This is a genomic window from Duganella sp. AC917 (genome assembly GCF_979258245.1).
The window spans coordinates 3,635,291-3,661,370 of record NZ_OZ409848.1 but is presented as its reverse complement, the minus strand read 5'-3'; the positions used below and the strand labels follow the sequence as shown (position 1 = coordinate 3,661,370).

The 26,080-nt window shown below is 63.6% G+C and carries 28 protein-coding genes; 15 read left to right on the top strand and 13 right to left on the bottom strand.

The window, feature by feature from the left end; translation table 11 throughout:
• Positions 1-10: 10 nt before the first annotated feature.
• The 5 genes from nagZ to ACZ0BA_RS15855 form a co-directional block, all read right to left on the bottom strand.
• Positions 11-1,531, bottom strand: a complete 1,521-nt coding sequence (gene nagZ, locus ACZ0BA_RS15875; RefSeq protein WP_463452184.1) for a beta-N-acetylhexosaminidase — start codon at positions 1,529-1,531, stop codon at positions 11-13.
• A gap of 31 nt (positions 1,532-1,562) precedes the next feature.
• Entirely contained in the window at positions 1,563-2,576 is a 1,014-nt protein-coding gene (locus ACZ0BA_RS15870) for an SIS domain-containing protein (RefSeq protein ID WP_463454769.1), read from the bottom strand.
• A 5-nt stretch (positions 2,577-2,581) separates the two neighbouring features.
• Positions 2,582-3,679, bottom strand: coding sequence for an N-acetylglucosamine-6-phosphate deacetylase (gene nagA, locus ACZ0BA_RS15865; RefSeq protein WP_463452183.1), 1,098 nt, complete (start codon positions 3,677-3,679; stop codon positions 2,582-2,584).
• Complete coding sequence (locus tag ACZ0BA_RS15860; protein WP_463454768.1) at positions 3,676-4,353, bottom strand: GntR family transcriptional regulator; 678 nt, start codon at positions 4,351-4,353, stop codon at positions 3,676-3,678. Before ACZ0BA_RS15860 ends, nagA begins: the two co-directional genes overlap by 4 nt.
• Positions 4,354-4,425: 72 nt before the next feature.
• Positions 4,426-5,319: a glucosamine kinase nucleotide-binding domain-containing protein gene (locus tag ACZ0BA_RS15855; RefSeq protein WP_463452182.1), complete on the bottom strand. Its 894-nt coding sequence runs from the start codon at positions 5,317-5,319 to the stop codon at positions 4,426-4,428.
• A gap of 293 nt (positions 5,320-5,612) precedes the next feature.
• Between ACZ0BA_RS15855 and ACZ0BA_RS15850 the strand changes: the two genes are divergently transcribed.
• Complete coding sequence (locus tag ACZ0BA_RS15850; protein WP_090315688.1) at positions 5,613-5,879, top strand: hypothetical protein; 267 nt, start codon at positions 5,613-5,615, stop codon at positions 5,877-5,879.
• Positions 5,880-5,890: 11 nt separating this feature from the next.
• Here ACZ0BA_RS15850 and ACZ0BA_RS15845 read toward each other — a convergent pair whose 3' ends face one another.
• Positions 5,891-7,261: a GIN domain-containing protein gene (locus tag ACZ0BA_RS15845; protein WP_463452181.1), complete on the bottom strand. Its 1,371-nt coding sequence runs from the start codon at positions 7,259-7,261 to the stop codon at positions 5,891-5,893.
• A gap of 206 nt (positions 7,262-7,467) precedes the next feature.
• Between ACZ0BA_RS15845 and ACZ0BA_RS15840 the strand changes: the two genes are divergently transcribed.
• The 9 genes from ACZ0BA_RS15840 (at position 7,468) to bufB (ending at position 13,975) form a co-directional block, all read left to right on the top strand.
• Complete coding sequence (locus ACZ0BA_RS15840) at positions 7,468-7,653, top strand: hypothetical protein (protein ID WP_463452180.1); 186 nt, start codon at positions 7,468-7,470, stop codon at positions 7,651-7,653.
• The gene (locus tag ACZ0BA_RS15835; RefSeq protein ID WP_463452179.1) at positions 7,653-8,213 is read left to right on the top strand and encodes a hypothetical protein; all 561 of its coding nucleotides are present in this window, start codon (positions 7,653-7,655) and stop codon (positions 8,211-8,213) included. Before ACZ0BA_RS15840 ends, ACZ0BA_RS15835 begins: the two co-directional genes overlap by 1 nt.
• A gap of 24 nt (positions 8,214-8,237) precedes the next feature.
• On the top strand, positions 8,238-9,953 hold the full coding sequence (locus ACZ0BA_RS15830; RefSeq protein ID WP_463452178.1) for an AAA family ATPase: 1,716 nt from the start codon (positions 8,238-8,240) through the stop codon (positions 9,951-9,953).
• Between the two features lies 1 nt (position 9,954).
• On the top strand, positions 9,955-10,659 hold the full coding sequence (locus ACZ0BA_RS15825) for a general secretion pathway protein GspB (RefSeq protein WP_463452177.1): 705 nt from the start codon (positions 9,955-9,957) through the stop codon (positions 10,657-10,659).
• 68 nt (positions 10,660-10,727) lie between these two features.
• Positions 10,728-10,916 carry a hypothetical protein gene (locus tag ACZ0BA_RS15820; RefSeq protein WP_463452176.1) on the top strand — a complete coding sequence of 63 codons (189 nt, stop codon included), beginning with the start codon at positions 10,728-10,730 and terminating at the stop codon, positions 10,914-10,916.
• Positions 10,917-11,024: 108 nt separating this feature from the next.
• Positions 11,025-11,558, top strand: a complete 534-nt coding sequence (gene mobB / locus ACZ0BA_RS15815) for a molybdopterin-guanine dinucleotide biosynthesis protein B (protein WP_463452175.1) — start codon at positions 11,025-11,027, stop codon at positions 11,556-11,558.
• Between the two features lie 53 nt (positions 11,559-11,611).
• On the top strand, positions 11,612-11,812 hold the full coding sequence (locus ACZ0BA_RS15810; protein ID WP_463452174.1) for a YjfB family protein: 201 nt from the start codon (positions 11,612-11,614) through the stop codon (positions 11,810-11,812).
• A gap of 203 nt (positions 11,813-12,015) precedes the next feature.
• A complete protein-coding gene (locus tag ACZ0BA_RS15805; protein ID WP_463452173.1) occupies positions 12,016-12,270 on the top strand; it encodes a BufA1 family periplasmic bufferin-type metallophore in 255 nt (84 codons plus the stop codon).
• A gap of 43 nt (positions 12,271-12,313) precedes the next feature.
• A complete protein-coding gene (bufB, locus tag ACZ0BA_RS15800) occupies positions 12,314-13,975 on the top strand; it encodes an MNIO family bufferin maturase (protein WP_463452172.1) in 1,662 nt (553 codons plus the stop codon).
• A 6-nt stretch (positions 13,976-13,981) separates the two neighbouring features.
• Here the strand turns inward: bufB and ACZ0BA_RS15795 are convergent, their stop codons facing one another.
• Both ACZ0BA_RS15795 and ACZ0BA_RS15790 read right to left on the bottom strand, forming a co-directional pair.
• Entirely contained in the window at positions 13,982-14,275 is a 294-nt protein-coding gene (locus ACZ0BA_RS15795; protein WP_463452171.1) for a hypothetical protein, read from the bottom strand.
• A 177-nt stretch (positions 14,276-14,452) separates the two neighbouring features.
• Positions 14,453-14,671, bottom strand: coding sequence for an RNA-binding S4 domain-containing protein (locus ACZ0BA_RS15790; RefSeq protein ID WP_463452170.1), 219 nt, complete (start codon positions 14,669-14,671; stop codon positions 14,453-14,455).
• Between the two features lie 178 nt (positions 14,672-14,849).
• On the opposite strand from ACZ0BA_RS15790, the gene ACZ0BA_RS15785 reads away from it, so the two are divergent.
• Positions 14,850-15,770 (top strand): hypothetical protein, encoded by a 921-nt coding sequence (locus tag ACZ0BA_RS15785; protein ID WP_463452169.1) that lies wholly within the window; start codon positions 14,850-14,852, stop codon positions 15,768-15,770.
• Positions 15,771-15,846: 76 nt separating this feature from the next.
• Here the strand turns inward: ACZ0BA_RS15785 and fumC are convergent, their stop codons facing one another.
• Complete coding sequence (fumC, locus tag ACZ0BA_RS15780) at positions 15,847-17,244, bottom strand: class II fumarate hydratase (RefSeq protein WP_463452168.1); 1,398 nt, start codon at positions 17,242-17,244, stop codon at positions 15,847-15,849.
• A gap of 158 nt (positions 17,245-17,402) precedes the next feature.
• On the opposite strand from fumC, the gene ACZ0BA_RS15775 reads away from it, so the two are divergent.
• Together ACZ0BA_RS15775 and ACZ0BA_RS15770 are read left to right on the top strand one after the other, a co-directional pair.
• Positions 17,403-19,076 carry a type IV pilus assembly protein FimV gene (locus ACZ0BA_RS15775; protein ID WP_463452166.1) on the top strand — a complete coding sequence of 558 codons (1,674 nt, stop codon included), beginning with the start codon at positions 17,403-17,405 and terminating at the stop codon, positions 19,074-19,076.
• Positions 19,077-19,173: 97 nt separating this feature from the next.
• Complete coding sequence (locus tag ACZ0BA_RS15770) at positions 19,174-20,400, top strand: aspartate aminotransferase type Ic (protein WP_463452165.1); 1,227 nt, start codon at positions 19,174-19,176, stop codon at positions 20,398-20,400.
• Between the two features lie 131 nt (positions 20,401-20,531).
• Here ACZ0BA_RS15770 and ACZ0BA_RS15765 read toward each other — a convergent pair whose 3' ends face one another.
• Both ACZ0BA_RS15765 and ACZ0BA_RS15760 read right to left on the bottom strand, forming a co-directional pair.
• Complete coding sequence (locus ACZ0BA_RS15765; RefSeq protein WP_463452164.1) at positions 20,532-20,810, bottom strand: flagellar protein FliT; 279 nt, start codon at positions 20,808-20,810, stop codon at positions 20,532-20,534.
• Positions 20,811-20,992: 182 nt separating this feature from the next.
• Complete coding sequence (locus tag ACZ0BA_RS15760; RefSeq protein WP_463452163.1) at positions 20,993-21,820, bottom strand: HDOD domain-containing protein; 828 nt, start codon at positions 21,818-21,820, stop codon at positions 20,993-20,995.
• Positions 21,821-21,951: 131 nt separating this feature from the next.
• Here ACZ0BA_RS15760 and ACZ0BA_RS15755 point away from each other — a divergent pair, with 131 nt between their 5' ends.
• Together ACZ0BA_RS15755 and ACZ0BA_RS15750 are read left to right on the top strand one after the other, a co-directional pair.
• The gene (locus tag ACZ0BA_RS15755) at positions 21,952-22,572 is read left to right on the top strand and encodes a class I SAM-dependent methyltransferase (RefSeq protein WP_463452162.1); all 621 of its coding nucleotides are present in this window, start codon (positions 21,952-21,954) and stop codon (positions 22,570-22,572) included.
• Positions 22,573-22,689: 117 nt separating this feature from the next.
• A complete protein-coding gene (locus ACZ0BA_RS15750; protein WP_463452161.1) occupies positions 22,690-22,881 on the top strand; it encodes a CsbD family protein in 192 nt (63 codons plus the stop codon).
• A gap of 125 nt (positions 22,882-23,006) precedes the next feature.
• Here the strand turns inward: ACZ0BA_RS15750 and ACZ0BA_RS15745 are convergent, their stop codons facing one another.
• Together ACZ0BA_RS15745 and ACZ0BA_RS15740 are read right to left on the bottom strand one after the other, a co-directional pair.
• Positions 23,007-23,501 carry an Hcp family type VI secretion system effector gene (locus ACZ0BA_RS15745; RefSeq protein ID WP_463452159.1) on the bottom strand — a complete coding sequence of 165 codons (495 nt, stop codon included), beginning with the start codon at positions 23,499-23,501 and terminating at the stop codon, positions 23,007-23,009.
• A gap of 301 nt (positions 23,502-23,802) precedes the next feature.
• Positions 23,803-26,016 carry a S9 family peptidase gene (locus ACZ0BA_RS15740; RefSeq protein ID WP_463452158.1) on the bottom strand — a complete coding sequence of 738 codons (2,214 nt, stop codon included), beginning with the start codon at positions 26,014-26,016 and terminating at the stop codon, positions 23,803-23,805.
• Positions 26,017-26,080: the final 64 nt, after the last annotated feature.

Genomic DNA, 26,080 nt, shown 5'->3' with positions numbered 1-26,080 from the left:
CGGGATTTTTTTATTCGAAGCCTGGCACCGGCGCGCGGCCGGTCGCTTCCAGTTCGTCGGCAAGCCAGCTGTTGACCGCGTCCAGCGCCGGCTTGGCGAAGCCGTACGTCATCAGCGCGGGCGCCTGGATGTCGAGCGCCTGGTACGGGTTCCACAACGCCAGATGCAGGTCGGGGCGCCACGTGCCGCGCGCGTGCTCGCCGTAGCGCAGGCGCGAGGTCGAAGCCAGTATCGTAAAGCGGCCGTCGCGGGGCAGGGCGCTCCAGTCGAAGGTCTCGGCGTCGGCAAAGGTCACCAGTTCGACGTCGTACAGGCGGCGCAGCGAGGCGGCCACCGTTTCGGCGGGCACGCCGGCTTCCGATACGCCGTCGCTGACGACGTCCTGGCGCACCACCAGGCGCACATGCGCGCCCTTGGCCGGGCGGCGTGGCTGGCCGTACGCGGTGAGCGCGCGGCACCATCCCTCGGCCATCGTTTCGCGGTCGCTCGCGTCCTCTTTGTACGAGCGCGGTTTGCACGGATAGGCCAGCGCCAGCGCCGACAGGCGTTCGAGGCGCGCACGCACATCGTCCATCGACAGTTCGCCGGAGGACAGCGCCGCCGCGATGGAATTGAGCGTCTCGTCCTGCGTTTCCGGGGTGCCCAGTGCCATGACCATATCGGCGCCCGCCGTCAACGCCCGCACCGCCGCGTTGCCCACGCCGTAGCGCCCGGCGATGGCGTGCATGTCCATGCCGTCGGTGATGACGATGCCTTTGTACTGCCATTCGTCGCGCAGCAGGCCTGTCAGGATGCGGCGCGACATCGTGGCCGGATTGTCCGGGTCCAGCGTCGGGTAGACGATGTGCGCGGTCATCATCGCCGGTGCGGCGGCCGAGGCGATGCGGAACGGCGCCAGTTCGAAGCGGTCCAGTTCCTCCACCGGCTTGTTCACCGTCGGCAGGTCGCGGTGCGAGTCGACGTTGGTGTCGCCGTGGCCGGGGAAGTGCTTCACGCAGCAGGCCACGCCCTCCGCGTGGCTGCCGGCCATCCACGCCATCGCCAGTTCGGCCGCGCGTTTTGGTTCGGCGCCGAAGGAGCGTTCGGCGATGACGGGGTTGTGCGGGTTGTTGTTCAGGTCCAGCACCGGCGCAAAGTTCCAGTTGAAGCCCAGCGCCTTGACGGCGCGGGCCACGGCGGCGCCGGTGCGGTAGGCCAGGTCGGTGTCGTCGGCCGCGCCAATGCCCATGGCCGCCGGCGGCGCCGGCACCCAGGTCGAACGGACCACGGCGCCGCCTTCCTGGTCGATGCCGATCAGCGATTCCGGTCCCATCACCGCGCGCAGGTCGGCGGTCAGTTTGCCCAGCTGCTCGGAGTCGGTCATATTGCCCCGGAAGAGGCAGACGGCGCGGATGCTGTTCGCCTTCAGGAATTCTGCGGTGGCCGCGTCCAGCACCGTGCCGGGAAAACGGATCATGATCAGCCGGCCGGCGATCTTGCGCAGCGCGTCGTGGCTTGGGGTCTCGTTGGTGGTGTTGGTCAAGTTGGTCATTGCGGTGCTCCGGCGCGGCTTGTTCGGTTGCTTAATTGGTTTTGGTGACTTTGCTGAGGTGACGAGGCGCGTCCGGGTCCATGCCGCGCGCCGCCGACAGTTTGGCCGCCATCACGTAGAAAGTCTGGATCGCCACGATCGGATCGAGATCCGGCGTCGCCGCCACCGGCAAGGTCAGGTCGCGCTCGGCCACATCGGCCGGCGCGGCCAGCAGCACGCGCGCGCCACGGCCGCGCATCTCGCTGGCCAGTTGCAGCAGGCCGGCCTGGGTCGGCCCGCGCGTGGCGAAGATCACCAGCGGATAGCCTTCCTCGATCAGCGCCATCGGGCCGTGCTTGATTTCCGCACCGCTGAAGGCTTCCGCCTGCAGCGCGGAGGTTTCCTTGAATTTCAACGACGCTTCCAGCGCGACCGGGAAGCTGATGCCGCGACCGACCACCATGATGTTGCGGGCCGGGGCCAGCACTTCCAGCGCGGCGGACCAGTCCTCGGTGGTGGCGGCGCGCAGCGATTCGGGCAGCGCTTCCAGGCCGGCTTTCAGCTCGGGATCGTTCTGCCAGGCTGCCACCAGGCGGGCGCCGGCCACCAGGCTGGTGATGAAGCTCTTGGTCGCGGCCACGCTTTGTTCTTTACCGGCGCGCAGCGGCATGGCCCATTCGGCGGCGTGCGCCAACGGGGAATCGATATCGTTGACCAGCGCGATGGTGGTGGCGCCGCCGTCGCGGAAGTATTTGATCGGCTCGACCACGTCCGGGCTCTGGCCCGATTGCGAGATCGAGATCGCCAGCGTGTCGCGGGTGATCAGCGGCGATTTGTTCAAGGTGACCAGCGACATCGGCAGCGACGCCACCACGCGGCCCAGGCGCGCCATGATCAGGTAGGCGGCGTAGGCGCAGGCGTGGTCCGAGGAGCCGCGCGCGATCGTCAGCGCGGTCGAGAAGGAGGTGCTCCTCAATTTTTCGCCCAGCTCCGCATAACGGTCGCCATCGTGGGCCAGTTGCAGGGCCACGCAATCAGCGGCGGACAAGGCTTCTTTTAACATCATTGAGGTCACAACAGTTCTCCTTCGATATAGACGGCTTTGAGGTTCAGGTCACGGTCGAGCACCACGAAGTCGGCATAGGCGCCGGGGGCCACGCGGCCCCGCTCTTGCAGGCCGAGATAATCGGCCGCATAGGTTGAGACCCGTGCCGAGGCATCCGCCAGATCGAGGCCGAGTCCGACCAGGTTGCGCAGCGCCTGGTCCATGGTGAGGGTGCTGCCGGCCAGGGTGCCATCGGGCAGGCGCACGCCGCCCATGCACTTGTGAACGACCTGGCGGCCCAGCATATATTCGCCGTCCGGCATGCCGGTGGCGGAGGTGGAATCGGTGACGCAGTACAAACGCGGAATGCAGCGCAGCGCGGTCTTGATGGCGCCCGGGTGCACGTGCAGCAGGTCCGGTATCAATTCGGCGTACTGCGCGTGGGCCAGCGCGGCGCCGACCATGCCGGGTTCGCGGTGGTGCAGGCCGGTCATGGCGTTGAACAGGTGGGTGAAGCCGTGGGCGCCGTTTTCCAGCGCGGCCTTGCCGTCCTCGTAGGTGCCCAGCGTGTGGCCGATCTGCACCCGCATGCCGGCGTCCGACAGTTCCTTGACCAGTTCCAGATGGCCTTCGATTTCCGGCGCCACGGTGATCAGTTTCAGGGGCGCCAGCGTTTCGAGGGCCTCGACGTCGGCCAGCTTGGCGGAGCGCGCGTAGTTGGGCTGCGCACCGAGCTTGCCGGAGTTGATGTAAGGGCCTTCGAGGTGGGCGCCCAGCACCCGCGCCTCGCCCTTGCCACGCGTGGCGGCGGCCTTGCCGATGCCGGCCAGCGCGAGGTCGATATCCTCCGGCGGCGCCGTCATGGTGGTCGCCAGCATGCTGGTGGTGCCGTGCCGCGCGTGGATGGCGGCGATGGTGCGCACCGCGTCGCCGCCTTCCATCACGTCCCTGCCGCCGCCGCCATGCACGTGCAGGTCGATGAAGCCGGGGACGATGTAGTCGTCGGCGTTGAGCGCCGGATCGACACTGCCGCCGGTGATGGCGAGCACGCGTTCGTCGAATGTGACTTCGCCGCGGATCCAGCCCGCCGACGTTAGGATATTGCCTTTGATTGCACTGCTCATCTGCGCGACTCCGCTACGAATTCATAATAATCACTACGGCAATACGAGTGGGTCAGTTCCACCGCGGCGCCGTTCTCGAGATAACTGACGCGGGTGATGTGCAGCATCGCGGCACCCGCAGGTATGTTGGCCAGGCGCGCCTGTTCCACGCTGGCGTTGACGGCGCGAATATGCTGCAGCGCGCGCATCGGGATCGTGCCCTTCGATTCCAGATAGCCGTACAGCGAATCGGTCACGCTGTGCGGGTTGGGCATGTACTGCGCCGGGATGGTGGTCGTCTCGATCGCCATCACCACATCGTCGGCGGTGCGCAGCCGCTTCAGGCGCGCCACCGGCATGTTGGGCGACAGGCCGAGCGACAATACCTCCACCGGCGAGGCCACGCCGATGTCGCGCTGCAGCCAGCGCGAGCCGGCGTTGAAACCGCGCTCGCGCAGTTCCTCGGAAAAGCTGGTCAGGCGCGACAGCGGTTGTTCCAGTTTCGGCGTGATGTAGGTGCCCGAGCCGCGCTTGCGGGTCAGCATGCCGCGTTCGCACAGCATGTCGATCGCCTTGCGCGCGGTGACCCGCGAGATATTGAGCATCTCCGACAGCACCCGCTCGGACGGCAAGGCCTCGTTGGCGCGCCACTCGCCGTTGGCGATACCGTCGGATAGCTTGTTCGCCAGCTGCATATACAACGGCGTGTCGCTGCCGGCATCCGGCTCGAAGTCTTTCAGCTGTTCGCTCGACGGGGCTGGCACGGGCTACTCCTTCAATCGTTGTTGGATCAGCCGCAGCGCGCCGGCCGCCGAATCGCCTTGCGGCGTCACGCTGCGCGCCAGCACCGTCGCCGGCAGGTAGGGACGCAAGGGCGCACCCAGGCCGCCGCACAGCGCGATCGGCAGCGCGCCGCCCGGATCGAGCGCGTTGGCCATGCGTTCCACTTCGCGTCCCGCCTCCAGCAGGATCGCATTGGCCGTCGGATTCGATTCGCCATGGCGCAGCACCGCGCGCGCCAGTTGCGCGTATTGGGTCTGCGTGGCCTTGGCCAGCCAGTTCTGCACCGCGTCGCGCGCTTGCGCGGCGTCCGCGTTGTCGGGCGCGCCGCACGCCAGTGCGACATCGGCGGCGAAGGCGTTGGCCGGCATGCGGCCGTCGAGCACCTGCTGCAGATGGTTGGCCGCGCGCAGCCCCATCCAGGCGCCGCTGGCTTCGTCGCCGGCGGGGAAGCCCCAGCCGCTCACTTCGATATGCGGGCCACGGGCCGGTTTGACCTCGCCCACGCTGCCGGTGCCCAGCGCGATGATGGCGCCCGGCTGGCCGGCGTGCGCGCCAAGCACGGTGGTGTGGCCGTCGGATTCCAGCGCCAGCCGTGCATAGCCCGGATTAGCGGCGACAAATTCGGCGGCCCAGACCCGGTTGTGAACGCCAGCCAGGCCGAGTCCGATAGCGATGGACGACCTGGCGGGGAAATCGAGGCCGGCGGCGTTGAAGGCTTTGGTCGCAGCTTCCTCGACAGCCGCCCAGGCGCCGGCGATACCGTGCGACAGGGCCGAGGGACCGGCGGTGCCGCTTGCCAGTTCGACGCCATCGGCGCGCGCCAGGCGAACCCGGGTGCCGCTGCCGCCGCCGTCGACGCCGATTAAAAATTCGATCATGGGTATCCGAAAACGCTGTTTCTGTGAAATCCGGCCGCGCCGGGGTGGTTGAGGGCACTATATGGTTGCCCAACCAGCTTGTCAACAGGTATTTAACTGGTATTATAAAATATTGAAGTGGACTTGCATTGTTGAGTTGGTATGAATTGATAACTATCTGTTTTCAATGGAAATTGCCGAATGGCGATGCGTCTGCCTGCGCGTTGCGCATGCATGCCACTTTGGTCTGGTTTTGGTAGGGACGGCGCGGGAAGGAGTACAATTCCGCTTTGTTAGAAATTTAAAGGTAAGACATGACCGACTATTGGGACGACTGGCAGCGCGAAGCGTTGGCTGCTGGCGTGAAAGCGCCGTTGGCCAAGCTGGGGATGGAAGTGCTGAAGACGCACCGCAAGAACCGCTGGCCCTCGCATTTTTTGGGCCGTATGGAAGACGGACCGATGATGATTGAAATGTGCCTGGAAGAACCCGACGAAACAGAGTTACTGTTCGTCGAGAACCTGCATCCGTATGACGACAAGTTAATTGCCGCCACCAAGAAGCGCCTCTGCTTCGATTAATGCTCGGCTAGTTAATTGCTGGCTCTGTCGCGGGTGCCGTTGCGCTCGTAGGTTACGAGCCGCGATTGCTCCGCCGCCTTGCCATTCACGTTGACCACCGCATTGCCCGGCCCGCGCACGACGACGTCGGCCTGGCCGGCCCACAACTGGCGCGCGTTGAGATTGCCCGAGCCGCTTAGCTGCGCGGTCAGGGTGGCGGTCTTGCCGTCGAGCTTGACCTCGCCGGGGCCGTGCATGTTGAGCCGCACGCTCTTGCAATCGGCCGTCGCCGTCAAGTCGCCGGGGCCGCCCACTTCCGCCTCCAAGGTGTCGCTGACCTTGTTCAGATGAATATTTCCCGGACCACGGCTGCGTGTGACCGCGCGTCCCACTTGCAGGGTTTTGGCGTCCAGGTCGCCGGGCCCGCTTACTTCCGCACTCAGCATTGCCGTCGCCCCCGACAAAGTCATATTGCCCGGGCCGCTAAGGATGGCGCGCACCGTTTGCGCCTGCAGGCCGCGCACCGTCAGGTCGCCCGAGCCGTGGACTTCGGCGTCGAGTTTCTTGATGTTGCCGGCGATGCAGGCGTCGCCCGGACCGTGCAGCATGGCGCTGGCAGCTTCCGTGCTCAGCCCGCAGGCGTCCAGATCGCCGGGGCCTGCCACTTCGGCGCGCATTTCGCGGGCGGTGCCGTGCAGCGTGACCGATCCAGGCCCGTGCATCGCCGTGTTGATCTTGCCGGCGTTGATGTCGCCAATGTCGAGGTCGCCCGGCCCGTTGACCGAAATGTTCAGATCCTGCGTGACGCCGGCCGCGTTGATGTCGCCGGGGCCGTTGGAGACCACGTTGAGGCTGCCCGATTTCAGTGAGCGAAGGTCGAGGTCGCCGCTGCCCGAAGAGGTGACCGTCAGCTCGGTCGCCGCGCCGCTGGCGTGGATGTCGCCGGCGCCGTCGGAGGTCAAGCTGAGCGCCTGGCCCTGGAATTGTTGCAGATCGACGTCGCCGCTGCCGCCGTTGCGCAGGCTTTTCAGCGTGGCCGCGTTGATACGTATCGTCACCTGCGACTTGTAGTCGCTGTTCCAGTTAAAGTTGAAGACCCAGCCGCTGCTCTTTTTGCGCGGTTGCCGCACGGTGAGGGTGTCCCCGTTGACCGTGGTTTCGATGTCGGCGAGCTTTTTGCGCGGCCCCGTCAGTTCGATGCCGTTGCCGGGCTGGTTGGTGACGATCACGCGGAACGGCCCGCTCAGGTTGATGCTGGTGAACGGCGCGACGGTGCGCGTCTCGCTGCCGATGGCGCTGTCGGCCTTGCTGTCCGACTTGTTGTCGGCCTGGGCGTAGCCGCCGGCAATAGCGGCCGCCAGCAGGGTGCAGGCCAGCGCCTGGTGTTTGATCGTCTTATTCATTGTTATCTCGATGGTGGAGGTGGCGAGGAATGAACGATATGACAAAAGCAAGCAAGCGGCGCGCGGAATGGGATGGATGTGCGGATTGGTGGCATCAACGGCAAAAAAGCGGCGCTGAACGGCGATTCAACTTGTCGTGGCGGGCGCCGATAATGTCATAATCGGACCATTGAGACTCGAGCGGGGAAAAGGAAGCGGGGGCGGACATGATTAAATACATTGGGACCAAAAACACCGACGACGGTTCGGTGCTATATGTGTTCTTAATCAACGGCTTACAAAAGGAAATCCGGGAAACGGCGTTAAAGCAGTACCCAGGATGCTATGAGGCGCTGCCGGCGACCGCCAAGGCACGTATCAGCGCCAACCGCTCCTGGTTATCGAAACTTTAATGATGACGTTTCCCTTATCGCGGCGCAGTGGCGCCGGTGGTGCCGGTGGTGCGCTTGGTGTGTTTGGCGCGCTGGCGGTCTGTGCCGTGCTGCTGTTTTGGCCGGGCGCCGCCCAGGCGCAATCGGTGCCCACCACTTTCGGCACCGTGATCGGCAACGGCCTGCTGTGCCGCGACCAGACCGCCAATTTCTATTATTATGACTACCTGTTCAAGGCCTTCGGCCCGGCTTACAAGCACGACGGCGGCGCCTTCTGGTTCAAGACCGAGGGCGCCAACCTGTGGGGCACACCGGTGTCCGAAGTGATGGTCAGCGACGATACCAGTACTTATATCTTTGTCGGCGCCGTGGCCGAGGCCACGCCGGAAGAGCTGGAAAAAGCGATCATCGCCCAGGTCGGCGTCCATTATGCGAGAATCGACACGTCGGCGTTTCCGGTGCGCGAAGCCAAGCCGGCCAGCCGCATCGTTTATTTCGATACCAAATCCAAGATTTACTGCGCGAAGTACAAGCCCTTGCCGCCGGTTCAGCCGCCCCCCGTGCGCCAGCGGATAAAATAGGGTACGCGCACTCCCAAGGTCTTCATGTACACCCACTTTTTCAATCTGAAGCAATCGCCGTTTTCCATTGCGCCCGATCCGCGCTACCTGTTCATGAGCGAACGCCACCGCGAGGCGCTGGCGCATCTGCTGTACGGCATCGGCAGCGGCGGCGGTTTCGTGCTGCTGACCGGGGAAATCGGCGCCGGCAAGACCACGGTGTGCCGTTGCTTCATGGAGCAGATCCCCGAGAACTGCAAGCTGGGCTATATCTTCAATCCGAAGCTGTCGGTGGAGGAATTGCTGCTGTCGATCTGCGACGAGTTCGGCATCGAGCTGCCGCCGCAAGGCGCCGGCGCCGTCAGCGTCAAGGCCTATGTCGACGCGATCAACGCGTACTTGCTGGCCAGCCATGCGCAGGCCAAGAACAATGTGTTGATCATCGACGAGGCGCAGAACCTGTCGGCCGAGGTGCTGGAGCAATTGCGCTTGCTGACGAATCTGGAAACGAGCGAGCGCAAGCTGCTGCAAATCATCCTGATCGGCCAGCCCGAGCTGCGCACGATGCTGGCGCGTCCGGAACTGGAGCAGCTGGCGCAGCGCGTGATCGCCCGCTATCACCTGGGTTCGCTGACCGAGGCCGAAACCGGCGCCTATATCGAGCATCGCATGGCGGTGGCCGGGGCGTCGGCGATCGCGCCGTTTCCGCGTCGTCTGATGGGATTGGTGCACAGCCTGACAAAGGGCGTGCCGCGCCGTATCAATTTGCTGTGCGACCGGGCGCTGCTGGGCGCGTATGTCGAGAACCAGCCGCAGGTGACCCGTGTGATTTTGCGCCGCGCCGCCTCGGAGGTGTTTTCCGGACAGGAAGTAGCGCCGGGCGCCTTGCTGGCCTCGGCGGCCGGGAGGCGCTGGCCGCTGGTGGCCGCCGGCGCGCTCGGCGGTGTGATCGTCAGCGCGGTGCTGTGGCAACTGGCGGCACATGATGCGAAGCCGGGCATCCAAACCGCACAGGCCGCGTCGAACAAGCCGTCGATGGTTGTTGCTGCCGCCGCCGCGCCGAAGACTGGCGCGGCCGCGCTTGCGGCCAGCCCAGCCGCAGCTGCTGCCGGCGCGCAGGCGCCGGCGCTGGTTGCAGCGGCCGCCGCGGGCGAGCGAACCGGCAAGATCGCCGCCCTGCGACAGCTGGCCGGCATGTGGGGGCTGGCGCTGGTCGACGGCGATCCGTGCCCGACGGCTGCGCGCCTCAATCTGCGGTGCCTGCAAACCAAAGGCGGCATCGATGAGCTGCGCCAGCTGGACCGTCCGGCGGTGCTGACCTTGCGCGACGATCCGGTCGCACCCAAACATGTGCTGCTGACCGCGCTGGATAAGCGCAACGCGACCATCATGACGCCGGGCGGCACGCCGCTGACGATCAGCGTCGATGCGCTCGATGCGCGCTATGGCGGCGAGTTCACCACGTTCTGGCGGGCGCCGCGCAGCTGGCGCGACGAGGTGTCCGTCGGCGATCACGGGCCGGATGTGGACTGGCTGGCCAAGCGCCTGTCGCAGCTGTACGAGCTGAAGAAGCCGCTGGAAAATCAGCCGCTGGACGCGACGTTGCGCGGCCGCCTGACCGAGTTCCAGACCGAGCAGCATCTCAAGGCGGACGGCGTGGCCGGTCCGAAAACTTTCATCCGACTGTATCAGTTGGGCGGCGTACAGGAGCCGCGTTTGCTGGCCCGTGCCGGCAAGGCCGACGCTGTGGCAGGGAAATAATATGTCCTATATTTTGGAAGCGCTGAAAAAAGCGCAGGCGGAACGTCAACTCGGCAACGCGCCGACCGTGCACGCGCCGACGCTGCAATCGATGGACCGGTCGGCGGCGGGCGGGCGGCTTAAAAAGCCGCTGCTGCTGCTGATCGTTGCCATGGGTGTTGTGATCGCCGCGCTGCTGGCCATGGTGTTCAAGCCGGCGGTGGCGCCCGACGGTGCCCCGGTCGTCCCGGACGTTGTTGGCGTACCAGCGCCAGCCGCGTCCCCTGCGCCGGTTGTCGTTGCGCAGGCCCCTGCACAGGCCGACAGCGCCGCGCCGCTGCCGGCGCCAGTGGCCGCACTGCCGCCGCCGGTGGCCACGCTGACCCCGGCGCCGCGCAAGCACGACGATCCTCAAACAGCGCAGGCCGCAAGCGCGCCTGTCGCGAACCCGGTCATCGCGACGGCTGCGACTGCGAAGCCAGCCGCCGCGTTCGAAGAGCCAGTTCAGAATCTGCGCGATCTGCCCGAGCCCATCCAGCGATCGATTCCGCAGATCGCCGTGGGCGGCTACATTTACTCCAAGAATCCGTCCGACCGCCTGCTGCTCATCGACAAAGTCCTGCGCCGCGAGGGCGAGGAGGTCGCACCCGGCCTGAAATTGGAAAAGCTCAATCCCAAGGAAGCGGTGTTCAATTTCAAAGGCTATCGTTACCGCGTTCCGTATTGAGCTGTCATCAACTTGTCACTCGGTAGTGATATTTTCTTATCATTGATAACAATGCATGGGGAAATATCATGAAACACCTCAAAATATTGCCTTTCCTGATAGCCGCCGCCTTCGCCATGCCACGTGCTCAGGCGGCGGACATCGAGACCAAGCAAGAACCGATCGGCTACGGCGCCGGCTTGCTGTGCCTGGGCTTGGTGCTGCTGGCCAACGGCCGTTCGCGCAACGACGCCTTCAACCAGAAGAACGACGAATAAACACCTGTCCGTAAGCCTCGCTCCATCCTCAAATGTTGCTGCGTATAATGGCGGTAACAGGTTGGGGTAGAGAGAGGTTGAACAATGCAGCAAGAGAGTTCCGCGCAGATGCGCAATGTTCTGGGCGTCATCGGGACGTCGGGCAGCGGTAAAACCACGTTGCTGGAATTCCTGATCGCCCGGCTGGCGGCGCAGGGGCTGAAGGTCAACGTCATCAAGCACAGCCACCACGACCTGGAGCTGGAACCGCCGCAGAAGGACAGCGCCCGCCTGCGCATGGCCGGCGCGGCCGAGGTGATGGTGGCGTCGCCGTTTCGTGTCGCTATCATCCGCGAACTGCGCGGCGCGCCCGAACCGACGTTGCAGGAACAGCTGGACCGTCTGTCGCCCGCCGACCTGACGCTGCTCGAAGGGTTCAAGACGTATCCGATCGACAAGCTGGAAGTCTATCGTGCCGAGCAGGGCCGTGCGCCGCTGTATCCGCTCGATCCGCACGTCCTCGCGGTGGCGTCCGATCTGCCCCGGCCCGCCGATCTGTTGCCCGGCACCGTATGGCTGGACCTGAACGCGCCCACCGAAGTGCTGGCCTGGCTGCTCGCGCACGTCGAGAAAAAACGTCAAAATAAATCCTCGGAAGGCTAAAGTTCTTGTCGAATCACCCGTAAAAGAAGTGATACCCCTTAAAGGAGGACGATATGGACGTTTCAAGTATTGCTCAAGCCGCAACTTCGCTCGCGGACACCGGCACCAAGCAGGCAGTTGGCATCGCTGTGCTGAAAAAGGCCCAGGATATCCAGGCTTCCAGCGCGCAAGCTTTGATTGAAGCCATTCCTCCGGTGCCATCGGCCCCGAGATTGCCGTCGAACCTGGGTAACACCATCAATACAACCGCCTGAACGGCGGCTTGGCGGGTAGTTCCGGCGCCTCCTGGCGCCGTTTGCATGCACCGTGCGTCATCGGTGCGCGGCTTCCTGGCGTGATCGTTCGATCCGCGCCGTTGCTCCTCGATTTGAATCCGGTCAACAGAAACCAGCGTATATACGTTATTGCTGGTACGCTGCGGTTCTGAAATTCAACCATCCATTCCAGGAGACTCACCATGAATAAACGTCAAGCCCTGATCGCCGCCGCCCTGGCCACCGTCTGCGCCACCGCCGCCGCCGTCGATCAAGATACGCCGAAGGAAAAGTGCTACGGCATCGCCAAGGCTGGTCAAAACGATTGCGCCGCCGCCAACGGCACGCACTCGTGCGCCGGCCAGGCCAAGGCGGACAATTCGCCAACCGAGTGGAAATATGTGCTGAAAGGTACCTGCGAAAAAGCCGGCGGCAAAACCACGCCACCGGCCAAGTAATCGCGGCGAGACCCACATAGCAACCGTATCAATCGGCGCAGCCATGCCGACGCCACACCTGTCGCAGCCGTTGGGTGTCGGCGTCGGGTTGCGGGCGCCGCACTACCGTCAGTTCCTCGAGCAGCGGCCGCGCGCCGCCTGGCTTGAGGTTCACACCGAAAATTACCTCGATCAAGCCGGCTGGGACAGCCATGTGCTGCTGCAGTTGCGGCGCGATTATCCGATCAGCCTGCATGGCGTCGGGCTGGGACTGGGCTCGGCGCGCGGTTTTTCCGAGCATCATCTGGAAAGCGTACGCAGCCTCGTGCAGAGGATAGACCCGGTGCTGGTGTCCGAACACTTGTGCTGGGGCGCCATCGGCGACCGCCATCTCAACGATCTCTTGCCGCTGACGCTGGACCAGGCCGCGCTCGACCTGTTGAGCGCCCGTGTCAGCCGCGTGCAGGACACCCTCAAGCGCCAGCTGCTGCTGGAAAACGTGTCGACCTATGTACGCTTTCACCAGGATGCGATGAGCGAGGCCGAGTTCATGGCGGCGCTGGCGGCGCGCACCGGCTGCGCGCTGCTGCTCGACATCAACAATCTGTATGTCAACCAGTGCAACCACGGTGAGGACGCGCTGGCCGCCATTGCCGCGATCGCACCCGGCACGGTTCGCGAAATGCATCTGGCCGGTCATCTGGTCACGCCCGGGGCCGTCATCGACCACCACGGCGCGGCGGTGGCCGAACCCGTCTGGCGTCTGTACGAGGCGGCGTTGCAGCGCTTCGGCGCCGTGCCGACCTTGCTCGAGTGGGATACCGACATCCCGGCGGTCGATGTGCTGTTGGACGAGGCCGCCAAGGCCGAGGCGCTGCACCGGCGCTATGCCGCGCCGCCCTTGGAGCGGTCGCGCGCGGCGGCGGCAGTCCCGGACGCGCCGGACGCGCCCGAGCTTGCCGCCAGCCAGCAACAGTTCGCCGACGCCCTGCTCGACGCCGGCAACGCGCCGCAGGTGCTGTCGCAATTTAAAGGCAGCGGCAACGAACACCGGCTCGCGCTGTATCGCGGCAACCTGACGGCGACCTGGGACAAGGTCCTGTCGGCCGCATACCCGGTGGTGCGGATGCTGGTAGGGGAAGAGTTCTTCAGCGGCCTGAGCAAAGCTTACGGCAGTGCCCATCCGCCCACCAGCGGCGATCTGAACCGGTTCGGCGCCGACTTCGATACGTTCCTTCGCGAGTTTCCTCACGTGGCAGAGTATCCTTATCTGACCGACATGGCCACACTGGAATGGGCGCTGCACCGCGCGCATTACGCGCCGGCGGCACAAGGCGTGAGCGCGCAGCGCCTTGCCGAGTTGTCGCCAGACCAAATGGAGACCGCGCGGATGACCTTGCATCCGGCCTGCCGGCTGTTGGCGTCGGACTGGGCCACTATTCAGCTATGGCAAGCGCATCAGCCGGACAGCGGCGTCGACTTCCCCGACAATATGACTGCGCCCAGTTACGGCATCGTGGCGCGTCCGGCCTGGAAAACGCAGGTCGTTCCGCTGAGCGCCGCCGGTTACTCGGCGCTGCGGACATTGGGGGAGGGGAGGAATTTCGGCGCCGCGCTCGACGCCGCGTTCGACATCGACGAAGCCTTCGACGTCGCCGGCAATTTACAGCTCTGGCTGGCGCACGCGCTGATTGTCGATATAAGGGAGATGGCTGAGACGGCTTGATCCGTCTCAGTCGCCGGGCTTGAACGCGCGCAGTATCCTGGCTTCGCCCGTCAAATCGCGATGCAGCTTGTTGGCGGCGGCCGTCAGCTCGATCATGCGGCCGATCTGGACCTCTTCAAACCGGGCCAGCTCTTCGGTCGCGGTCAGCAGCGCTTGAGCCAGTTTGGCGCGCGCGCCCTGGTACAGCGAACCGTGGTACTGGTTCGTGTTCTTGAGCAGCTCCTCGGCGTTTTCTATCACCTGGCGCAGATCGTCGAGCAGCTTTTCCTGGGTTGGGCTGTGTGGTTCAGGACCGTCCATGACGTCCCCCTGGTCGTAAAAAGAAACTGGTTGAAAAAGCCGGGTGGCAAGCAATTCCAATATAACTACGATATCGCCAGTCGGTTTGCGCGTAATCAAACACGCTCACCCCCGTCTGCAGCGTTTTCTCAGCCGCGCCTACAGATTACTACGTTATTGCTCAAAAGCAAGAAGAAATTACACGGCGTCAACGCTGATGCTGACGTCGCCGACGCTGACCTTCTGTCCGGCGCGGATTTTTGCGGTCTTGCGCAATTCCTGCTTGCCATCGACTTTGACCGTACCGCTGGCGACCATCATCTTGCCGGCACCGCCGCTGTCGCACAATCCAACCAGCTTCAACAGCTGGTTCAGTTCCACAAATTCCCCGTTTAACTCAAAACTTACTTTTTGCATTTTCGTCCTCTGTTGCAATGATGTAACTCGGTACCGACGTCACTTCGGATAGTGTAGCGGCATTCCGACAGCCGCGCAGTGTACCCCACCGAATCGGGTTGTCACTCCTAAAAAAAATTGTTATGCTGGGATAGCTGCCAAATTTTTAAGCAGCACGACGTGCCTCGCCGAGCGGATCATGAACAAGCTCTCCCTGACCATGCTGGTAATCGTTGCTCCGCTCTCGGCGGCGGCTGGTGCGGCCACATCCGATCCTTTCTCGTCGCAGCAGAGCGTGCCTGTGTTCGAAAAGCGGGCCAACTCCGCAGTGTTGTTCGACGCCGCCGACCGCCAGTCCGCGCTGGTCGACCAGTTGCAGACCGATGGTGCGCGTCGTTATGCCGCGTTCTCCGGCGCGCCGCGTCTGCACTTCGGTGCGTTGCCTGAAAACCTCTCCTTGCTCGATCCGCTCGGCCCCCTGTTGAACGAGCGCAGCCGCCGCTATCTGAGCAGCGCCGAGTTCGAGAAGAAGACCGGGCGCGCGGTCGGGATTCTGACCATCGGTTTGCTGCGCGAGACCGGTTCCACCCTGGGCGGCGGCCAGCCCGGCACGTCATGGGGAATGAATAGCCGTCCCACCACCAAATTCACATCGCTGTCGCTGGGGTACGCGCTCACGCCGCGCAGCTCGGTCATGGCGATGGCGTCGTATGGCAAGACCGAAGGTTTCGGCGCGCCGGATAGCTTGATGGCGCAGGTGTCTTCGGTGCGCACGATGGCGTACAGCGTCGGCGTGTCGACGCGGCAGATTTTCTCGTCCCAGGACCGCTTGGCGGTGACGGTGTCGGTGCCGGCCAAGGTGCGCACCGGCTCGATGCAAAATGGCGATTCGGATACGCGTGTCAGTTATTCCAGCGCGCAGGAGTTCGGTGCGCCGACGTTGAATCTGCGCCCGACCGCGACCGAGCGGGATCTGGAGTTCGGCTATACCACCATGGTGGGCAAGGCTGGCAAGATGGGCAAGCTGACCGGCGCTGTGATGCTGCGCGTGAATCCCGGGCACGATGCGAACGCCCGGCCGGATGTACTAACCGGGGTGCGCTACGCGTACGGGTTCTGATATTGCCGCTGACGGCATTCAGATGGCGGATTACGGCTTCGCCTAATCCGCCCCACGTGGTTCCGTGGTTCTTTTTCTAGCCCTTGGCGTTGGGGCGCGTCATGTCCAGCGGGACGATCCACTCGTCGAATTGTTCCGCCGTTACGTAGCCGAGCGCTAGCGACGCTTCCTTCAACGTTGTCCCTTCGTGCTGCGCCTTCTTGGCGATCGACGCCGCCTTGTCGTAGCCGATGTGCGGCGCCAGCGCCGTCACCAGCATCAGCGAACGTTCCATCAGTTCGGCGATGCGGCCGCGATTCGGTTCTATCCCATGGACGCAATGTTCCTCGAAGCTGCGCATGCCGTCGGCCAGCAGGCGCGCGCTTTGCAGGAAGTTGTGCGAGATCAGCGGCTTGTAGACGTTCAGCTCGAAATTGCCCGAGGCACCGCCCATCGTGATGGCGACATCGTTGCCGAACACCTGGCAGCACAGCATGGTGACCGCTTCGCACTGGGTCGGGTTGACCTTGCCCGGCATGATCGAGCTGCCCGGCTCGTTCTCGGGGATGGTGATCTCGCCCAAGCCCGAACGCGGTCCGGAGGCCATCCAGCGCACGTCGTTGGCGATTTTCATCAGCGCGGCAGCCAGCGTTTTTAAAGCGCCGTGTGCCGACAGCAACGCGTCATGGCCTGCGAGGGCGGCGAATTTGTTGTCGGCGGTGCGGAACGGCAGCGACAAGGTATGTTCGAGCTCGGCGGCGATGCGCACCGCGTATTCCGGATGCGCGTTGAGGCCGGTGCCGACGGCGGTGCCGCCGGCGGCCAGCTGCAGCACGCCGGGCAGGGCGGCGTTGATCGCGTGCTCGGCAAAATCCAGATGGGCGACGTAGCCGGAGAATTCCTGGCCCAGGGTCAGCGGAGTGGCGTCCTGCAGGTGGGTGCGGCCGATCTTGACGATGTCGGCAAACGCCTCGGCCTTGGCGTGCAGGCTGTCGCGCAGCTGGCGCAGCGACGGCAGCACCGTGTTGGCCAGCGCCTGCGCGGCGGCCACGTGGATCGCGGTCGGGAAAATGTCGTTCGACGATTGGCCCTTGTTGACGTCGTCGTTCGGGTGCAGCTTGCGGCTCTCGCCGCGCACGCCGCCCATCAGCTCGGAGCCACGGTTGGCCAGCACTTCGTTCATGTTCATGTTGGACTGGGTGCCCGAGCCGGTCTGCCACACCGCCAGCGGAAACTCGCCGGTGTGCTTGTCGGCAAGCACCTCGTCGGCGGCCTGGGTGATGGCGATGGCTTTCGCGCCGTCCAGCAGGCCCAGGTCCAGGTTGACGCGGGCGGCGGCGCGCTTGACGCTGGCCAGCGCGTGGATCAATTCCGGCGGCATGCGCTCGGTGGAGATGTGGAAGTGTTCCAGAGAGCGCTGGGTTTGCGCGCCCCACAGTTTGTCATCGGGGACGTCGATCGGTCCAAAACTGTCACGTTCGCTTCTGTTGCTCATAATTCATCCTTGTTCGGAAGTCATCATTTGGGGGCTTTTCAGTGTAGCGCAGATTGGAAAAATTATCCTGGGGCTACAAAAATCGAAAAATCAGCCGTTATAGCCGTATACCTTACGATTACGCGTTCCTCATTATGCAGCGTTTCACACTGACACTTATGCTCCGCTCCCTGGCCTGCGCCGTACTGCTGGCGTCGGCGGGCGCCAGCGCGGCCGAGCTGGGCGACGTTTCCGCGCGCTCGTTCATCGGCCAGCCGCTGGCTGCGGACATCGAACTGGTGGCGCTGGCGCCGGACGAAGTGAACGCCTTGCAGGTAAGGCTGGCCCGCGCGGACGTGTTTCGGGGCGCGAACATCACGATGAACCCGGCGTTGTCGACGGTGCGCATGTCGGTGGTTAAGCGCGACCAGAAGCAGTTTTTGCACGTGACGACCACGCGCGCGATCGACGCCGACTACGTCCATATGTTTGTGGAATTGAGCGCGGCGGGGCGGCAGGATCTCCGTTTGGCCACGGTCTGGCTGCAAGCGGATCCCAATCCGCCGCCGCCTCCGCCGGCGCCGGTACCGGTGGCGTCATCGGTGCCGACGCCTACCGCGATGACCTCGGCAGACGCGGAGCGGATCACCGCGCAGGCGAGGGCCGAGCGTGCCGCCGACGTGCCCGCTCCGAAGCCGGCGCGGGACCGGACCCGTCCGGCGCCGCTGCCATCGGTGCATGAATCCGAGACCGGCGTGCCGGGGGCAATCAAGGCCGCTGCCGCCGCTGCTGCGCCGGTGCGGCAGACGCCGACGGTGGCGGTGCGGGATTTGCCGTCGCGCATATCGGAAGCGATGGGAACACCGCGCAATGCTCCCAAAGCCAGCCCTGCGGCAGCGTCCACGTCCGCTCCTGCTCCTGCCGCTGCCGTTGCTGCTGCTGCTGCGTCGGCCAAGCCAGCGACACACCACGACGCGGCCACCGCCGACAGCGCAGTGCCGTTGCCGATCGCGCAGGCGTTGCTGCCGCTGGCGCCGTTGCCGCTGCCTGCCGGCATTAAACGCCCGGCCGCGCCTGCCGCATGTGCGCCGTCCGGCAACAGCGCCAAGGAATGCAAGGCGCTCGATACGCACAGCCTCGCCTTGTCCAGCAAGCTGGTGGAGCTGGAAGGAAAAATGAAGGCGCTGCAAGGCGCGATCAAGAATGCGGAGGCCGCACCGGCGCCTTCTGCCGCAGCGCCCAAGGTCGGCCAGGCGGGGACGGCCGTGTTGGCGGCGGCCGGCAGCAGCGTTGCTGCCGCAGTGGCGGCGCCAGCGGCAGCGAAGGAGGTGCCGAAAGCCGCCTCCGTGGCCTCGGCGTCGCCGCCGGCGGCGTCCGCACCGGAAGCGACATCGGCCAAGGTCGCGGATGACAAATCGCATAAACCCGCCAAAGCCGGCGAAGCGCAGGCGGCGACGATGGACGGCGCCTCGGCTTCGGCTTCGGCAGCTGCGGCCTCCGCGTCCGCATCGGCCAGCGCCGACGGGCATGGCGCGAACGCATCGGCCTCGGCGGCCGGTGCGTCGGCTTCGGCGTCCGCGCCGGTTCCGCTCAAGCGCGTGCTCCCCAAATTGAAATACAAGAAGGAAAAGCCGGTCGAAAAGCCGACCAACTATGTCGCCTGGGGTGCGGGCGCGGTCGGCGCGCTGCTGCTTGCTGGCGCTGGCTTGATCTACTGGCGCCGCAAAAAGTCCGGCGCCGCGCCGCTGAAAATCTGGCAGGGCTTCCGCAAGAAAAAGCCGGTCGACCTTGAGGGCAAGCCGCAGCAGGCCCAGCCGCTGCATGAAGTGACGCCCGAATCAATAATGCAATAGTAATAAGCTTATTACCTCAGCGTTGCCTGTGGTGCCTTGATCTGGGTTATAGTATTCGACGCTTTTTGCACGCCATACCCCTTTTCGAAAGAGCCCTATGACCGCAGCAGATCTCCCGTCGCAATATCAGGAGCAGTACCAAGCCTTCAAACAACTCGGCCTTAAACTGGATATGTCGCGTGGCAAGCCAGCGCCCGAGCAACTCGACCTGTCGAACGCGCTGACCGAATCGCTGGATGGTTTCAAAGCCGTCGACGGCACGGACGGCCGCAACTACGGCGGCACCGTCGGCCTGCCCGAAGCGCGCCAACTGTTCGGCAAACTGCTGGACGTGCCTGCGGCGCAAGTCGTCGTCGACAGCAGCGCCAGCCTGTCGCTGATGCATGACGTCATCATCTACAGCCTGCTCAACGGCACGCCGGGCAACGCCCCGTGGGTGCGCGAGCCGGTCACCTTCCTGTGCCCGGTGCCGGGCTACGACCGTCACTTCTCGATCTGCGAAGCGCGCGGCATTAAAATGATCAACATTTCGATGACCGAAGCCGGCCCGGACATGGACCTCGTCGAAAAACTGGTGGCCGAGGACGCCAGCATCAAGGGCATGTGGTGCGTGCCGAAATACAGCAACCCGGGTGGCGTGGTCTATTCGGATGAAGTCGTCAACCGCCTGGCAGCGATGAAAACCGCCGCGCCGGACTTCCGCCTGATGTGGGACGACGCCTATCGCTTCCACCACCTGAGCGAGAAGAAACTGGAAGTGGCCAACGTCCTCGAGGCTTGCGCCAAGGCCGGCAATCCGGACCGCGCGATCGTATTCGCTTCGTCGTCGAAGGTGACCTGGGCCGGTTCCGGCATCGCCGCGCTGGCCGCCTCGCCAGCCAACATCGCCTGGTGGACCAAGCACGCTGGCATCCGCAGCATCGGCCCGGACAAGATCAACCAGCTGCGCCATGTACGCCTGCTCAAGGACGTCGCCACCGTCGATGCGTTGATGGAGCAGCATCGCGCGCTGTTGCAGCCGAAATTCGAAGCGGTGCTGGCGCAATTTGAAACGTACCTGGGCGACGTGCCGGGCGTATCGTGGACGCGTCCGCTTGGTGGTTACTTCATCGACCTGGTGACGCCGGACGGTTCGGCCAAGCGCACCGTGGCGTTGGCGAAGGAAGCGGGCATCACCTTGACGCCGGCCGGCGCCGCCTTCCCGTACGGTAACGACCCGAAGGACAGCCACATCCGCATCGCGCCGAGTTTCCCGTCGCTGGACGAGATCACCAAGGCGGCGCAGGGGATCGCGCTGTCGTTGCGTGTCGCGCTGGCTAGCTAAAAAACAACTCCGGGGTCGGGTCCGCCATTTCTACGCGGACTCGACCTTGGAGGCGCTGTCGTCGCGATCGGCGGCGGTTCGGCATAAAAAAAGCGCCTCGATGAGGCGCTTTTTTGTTGGGCATGCGGATTTTACTGACGCGCCATGCCTGGCACCTGATTCATCCATGGATCGGTGACGTCGCGGATTTCGCGGTCGTTGGCCAGGATCTGCTTGAGCAGGTCGATCTTGCGCAGGCGCGGGGCGCCGTTCAGGGCGGGCACGCCGGTGGCGACCGCACGCGCTTCGGTGGCGCACTGGGTTTCCAATTTGCTCAGACCGTCCCAGTCGCCCATGCGCGCGGCGGCGGCCATCTGGTTGCTCAAACCGGCAATGTTTTCGTACATCGAGAGGACTTCGTTCGAGGTCATATTCCCACCCAGGCTAGTTATCTTCGGTAAAACGGATTACCGCATGTCCTGATTAACGTCAGCTTAAACGGGAACTTTAGGGTGATTTCAAAAATATTTGAAAAAAGTCGAAAAAAAAGCCGCCGTGCTCAAAAGCAGGCGGCTTTCGTTGCCGTTAAGGCAAGTTGATGTTATCGGCCAGCTTACTTCACCAGCTCTTCCAGACCAGCGCTCAGCTCGTCCGGCGATGGCATATCGTCAATCAGTGCGTTGTCGTCCAAGCCGAGTTCCTCGGCCAGTTCGGTCGGGTAGCAGGCCGCGATTTCGTCCGCGCTCAGTTGTGCGTGCTCGACGCGCGCGCGCCACGCCGCCAGCGAGACGACCGCCGCCAGCCGATTAAGTTCGCCGTTGTGATGCGGCTCCGGGAAGGCTTCGATGGTTTCCGAGAACGCGGCCGGGAACTTCCAGCGCTTGGCCAGCTCGGCGCCGACGTCGGCAAAGGTGTAGCCGAACGACGCGGTTTCGGCGTCGAGGCGGCGCGCGTCCATCGGGCTGGCGATCTTGTCGATCTCCATCGATTTTTCAGGCATCGCCGAATGCATCACCAGCTGGCCGATCGCGTGCATCATGCCGATGGTGAAGGCGAGGTCGGTGTTTTCCTTGGTTTTCTTGGCGATCCACTTGGCCGACACGGCGGTGTGCAGGCTGTAGCGCCAGAACTGTTTGAGGTCGAGGCCGGGAACCGTCTTGAAGCCGCTGACCAGGCCCGAGCTGATGACCAAGGTGCGCACGGTGACGAAGCCGAGCATGAGCACCGCGTCCTCGACCGTGCCGATGCTGCGTGAGACGTGATAGTAGGCCGAGTTGGCCAGGCGAAGCAGCTTTGCGCTCAGCACTGGATCGGTTGCCAGTTTTTTTGCGATCTCTTCGGTCGAGACGCTGGCCTTGTCGAAACTGCTGATCAATTCCTCGACGACCTTTGGCGCGGTGGGCAGCGCGGTCGGATTCTGGAACAAGGCGTCAAGTTTCATTTGTATCTCCTGGATGCTCAGTAATGTTGGGCGTTGCTATGGGCTAACTATATAGCGATTCCCTGAATGAAAGAAGTGATTTGATACCTGAGCGTATCTTTTCTGCTGTCTCGATACGCTACACTGGCGCCATGGAACCCGATCATATTGAACAAATTACACAGAAAACGCTGCAACATTACGAGCTGACGGCGCAGCAATTTTTCGCCGGCACCATCGACCATGATGTCAGCCAAAATATCGCCGCGCTGCTCGACGCCATCGAAGCGGCAGCGCCGTATCGCCTGCTCGACCTTGGTTGCGGTCCCGGCCGCGATTTGAAAACCTTTCGCGAGATGGGACACGAGGCGATCGGCGTCGACGGCTCGGCCCGTTTCGTGGACATGGCGCGCGCGTACAGCGGTTGCGAAGCTTGGCAGCAAGACTTCGTCCAGCTCGATTTGCCTGCCGAATATTTCGACGGCGTGTACGCCAACGCCTCGCTGTTCCACGTGCCGAGCGCGGCGTTGCCGGACGTGTTGCGGCGCCTGCACGCGGCGCTGAAACCGGGCGGCGTGTTGTTCAGTTCCAATCCGCGCGGCGACAACCGCGAAGGCTGGAACGGCCCGCGCTACGGCAGCTACTACGATTACGAGACGTGGGAACGTTACCTTGGCGCAGCAGGTTTTAGCGCGGTCCAACATTACTACCGACCCAGCGGATTACCGCGCGATCAGCAGCCATGGCTGGCCAGCGTATGGCGCAAAATTTGATTGCCGGCAGCGTTCGCGAACGCACAGATAACTCATCCGCTCGAGCCTATAGTGAATCCATCCACACAGCGCCATGTTGTGTGTCCTGTAGCTTCAACAAAGATAAAGGAGTTCATCATGAACAAGGATCAAGTTAAGGGTACGGCGAAAGACATCGGCGGCAAAATCCAGGAAAAAACCGGCGAACTGGTCGGCAGCTCGGAACAGCAGGCCAAGGGCCTGAACAAGCAAGCCGAAGGCAAAGTGCAAAAAGGCGTAGGCGATGCCAAAGAAGCCATTGACGACGTCGTCAAAGGCAACCGCAACTAAGAGCACCGCACCGCGCGTCACGCGCATCGCAGGCGATCATTCGCCGCATAGAAAAACAGCCGCGTTAGCGGCTGTTTTCGTTTACCCAAATGACTACTCGTTTACGCGATCACCTCTGCGGCGGATCAGGCCGCGATGCGGTTGCTCGACAGATCCCAGCCGCCGGCGGTGTTGCCACCGGAACCGCCGGAAATTTTCTGCTGCGTATAGCGCCATTTCACCTTCGAAAACTTCAGCGACACTTGCTCCGACAACACATCGCCCTCATGCGCGCTGGGCGACACGGTGCCGATCAACACATTTTCCAGTTCGATTTCGAAATACTTGATACGCTCGCCCTGACCATCGGCGCGCATGAATTCGAACTTCGCCTTGGGAATGGTTTTCCCGGATGAGCACGTTTGCAGTAGTACTGGCGACGCCAGATCGGCCATTTTCAGCAAGGTGATGTCCTGATGTTCGCAACGCTCGGCGGTATGGCCGCCGCTGGTCGAAGCGGTAGCCGATTTCGGCTGGCTCACCGCCCAGCTCACGGACTTGCATTCAATCCAATCCTTGTGTTTATCGTCGGCCGACTCGCCGCGCACTCCGTCGATTTGCAGATAGACATCGATAGCCATAATTCCTCCTGGAATATAAGTGAAGCGGCGCGAAACGCACCGCAGCGGGCATTATCGAATAATCAACAAATCTTCCCTTGTGGCTGCTCAATTTGTCGCAAAAAAACCGGGGTCAAGTCTGTCATTCGGACACGGACTCTTGTATCAGACGTCGGCTGTCCACCTAGTCACCAGCTGGTGTCCGAATGACAGACTTGACCCCCGTAGTTGAATGGACGTCGGCTGTCCACCTAGTCACCAGCTCGTGTCCGAATGACAGACTTGACCCCCGTAGTTGAATGACAGACTTGACCCCCGTAGGTTATTTTGCGTCGGGCATCAGGTTCTTTTTGAAGAAGGCTTCGATGTTGCCGTAGACGTGGCGCTGCGGACCTCGGCCGGCGATGCCGTGCTTGCCGCCCGGGTAGGTCATCAGTTCGAAGCGGACGTTGCGGCTTACCAGCGCGTCGATCATGCGCGTGGTGTTGGTGAACAGCACGTTGTCGTCGGCCATGCCGTGCATCAGCAGCAGCGGGGATTTGAGGCCGTCCAGGTGCGAGTAGACACCGGCCGCCACGTAGCCGGCGGCGTTGGCTTTTGGCGTGCTCATGAACTGCTCGGTGTAGTGGGTGTCGTACAGCGCCCAGTCCGTCACCGGCGCGACCGAGACGCCCATCGCGATCTTGTCGGACGCTTGCGCCAGCAGCCGCAACGTCATGAAGCCGCCGTAGCTCCAGCCGAATACGCCGATGCGCTTGGCGTCGATAAAGCTTTGCTTGCCCAGCCATTCGATGCCGGTCAGCTGGTCTTCGACTTCGACCTTGCCCAGGTTCAGGTAGTTGGCGTCGGTGAAGGCGCGCTCGCGGCGGAACGAGCCGCGGTTGTCCAGACGCCACACCACAAAGCCTTGCTGCGCCATGTATTGGTCGAAGAAGTTGCCCCATTTGCGCGCCACGTGCTGTGAATGCGGGCCGCCGTAGGTCGACAGATAGACCGGATATTTCTTCACCGGGCTAAAGCCGCTCGGCTTGATCATCGAGTAGTACAAGGTTTGGCCGTCGTTGGCCTTCAAGGTGCCGTACTCGGTGCGCAGGTGCGCGTCCTTGTACTTGCCGTAGGGATGGCTGGCGGTCAGTTCATTGTGCTCGAGCCAGCTGATCATCTTGCCGTCCGGACGGCGGATGCTCACTTGCGGCGGGGTGTCCGGGTCGGACCAGGTGTCGACGAACACTTCGCCGTTGCGCGAGAACGCGGAGTCGTGCCAGCCGTCGCCTTCGGTGATGCGGGTCGGCTTGTCGGCACCGCTACCGTCGAGCTTGAGCGCGTAGGTCTGGCTGTCGATGACGGCGTCGCGGTTCGATTGCACGAATACGCGGCCATTTTTTTCGTCGACCGCGAGCAGCTTGTCGATGCCCCATTCGCCGCTGGAAATCGGATGCAGCAGTTTGCCGTTCAGGTCGTACAGGTAGAGGTGCTTGCGGCCGCTGCGCTCGGACGGCCAGATGAAGCCCTTGTCGTTGCCCAGGAAGCGCAGGTCGTCGAAGATGCTGACCCAGGTCGGCGACGTTTCGGTGATCAGCACGCGCTGCGCCAACGTGGCGGCGTCAACCGACACCAGCTCAAGCTTTTTCTGGTCGCGGCTCTGGCGCTGGAACAGCAAGGCCTTGCTGTTGGCGCTCCAGTCGGCGCGCACCAGGTAAATATCTTGTTCTGCGCCGAGCTCGACGTTGCGGATCTCGCCGGTGGTCGGCGAGACGATCTTCAGTTGCACCAGCACGTTCGGATCGCCGGCCGCAGGGTAGCGCTGCTCGATCACGTCCGTGCGGTCGGCGTAGATTTCAAACCGCTTGACCACCGGCACCGGCGCTTCGTCGTAGCGCTTGTAGGCGATGGCGGAGTCGTCCGGCGCCCAGTAGTAGCCGCTGGTCTGGCCCATTTCTTCCTGCGCGACGAATTCGGCCTCGCCATTGTGGATGGTGCCCTTGCCGTCGGTGGTCAGCTGGCGTTCCTTGTTGTTGGACAGGTCGATGACGAACAAGTTCTGGTCGCGCACGAAGGAAACGTAACGCCCCTTCGGCGAGATCTTCGGATCGAGCACGTTGCCGCTGGCGACCATGCGCGCGGTGTCTGGCTTGCTGACGTCGATCAGGTACAGGTTGCCGGCGATCGGCACCAGCAGCTGCTTGCCGTCCGGCGACCAGCTGTAGCTGAGGATGCCCTTGAGGCTGGCTGTGCGGGCGCGCTCGCGGCGGGCTTTTTCAGCGTCCGACAGGTTCTCTTCCGGCACCAGGATCTTGGAGTCGACCAGGCGGTGCGTGGACTTGTCCTTGAGGTTGTATTCCCACAGGTCGAGCTGGAACTGGTTGTCGTCGCGGCCGCGCAGGAAGGTCACGCGGGCGCCGTCGGGCGACACCTTGAGGCTGCGCACGCCGGGGCCGCTCAGCGACGGGTCGGCGTGGATGCGGTCCAGGGTCAGTTTTTCGGCGGCGGCATTGCCGCCGGCCAGCAGTGCGAGAAAGCAGAGGATAAAGCGCATGGAAGGTCTCTAGGTGGGCAATCCAAGACGATACCAGAGTCGAGTTTAAGTGGCGAGATGGCAA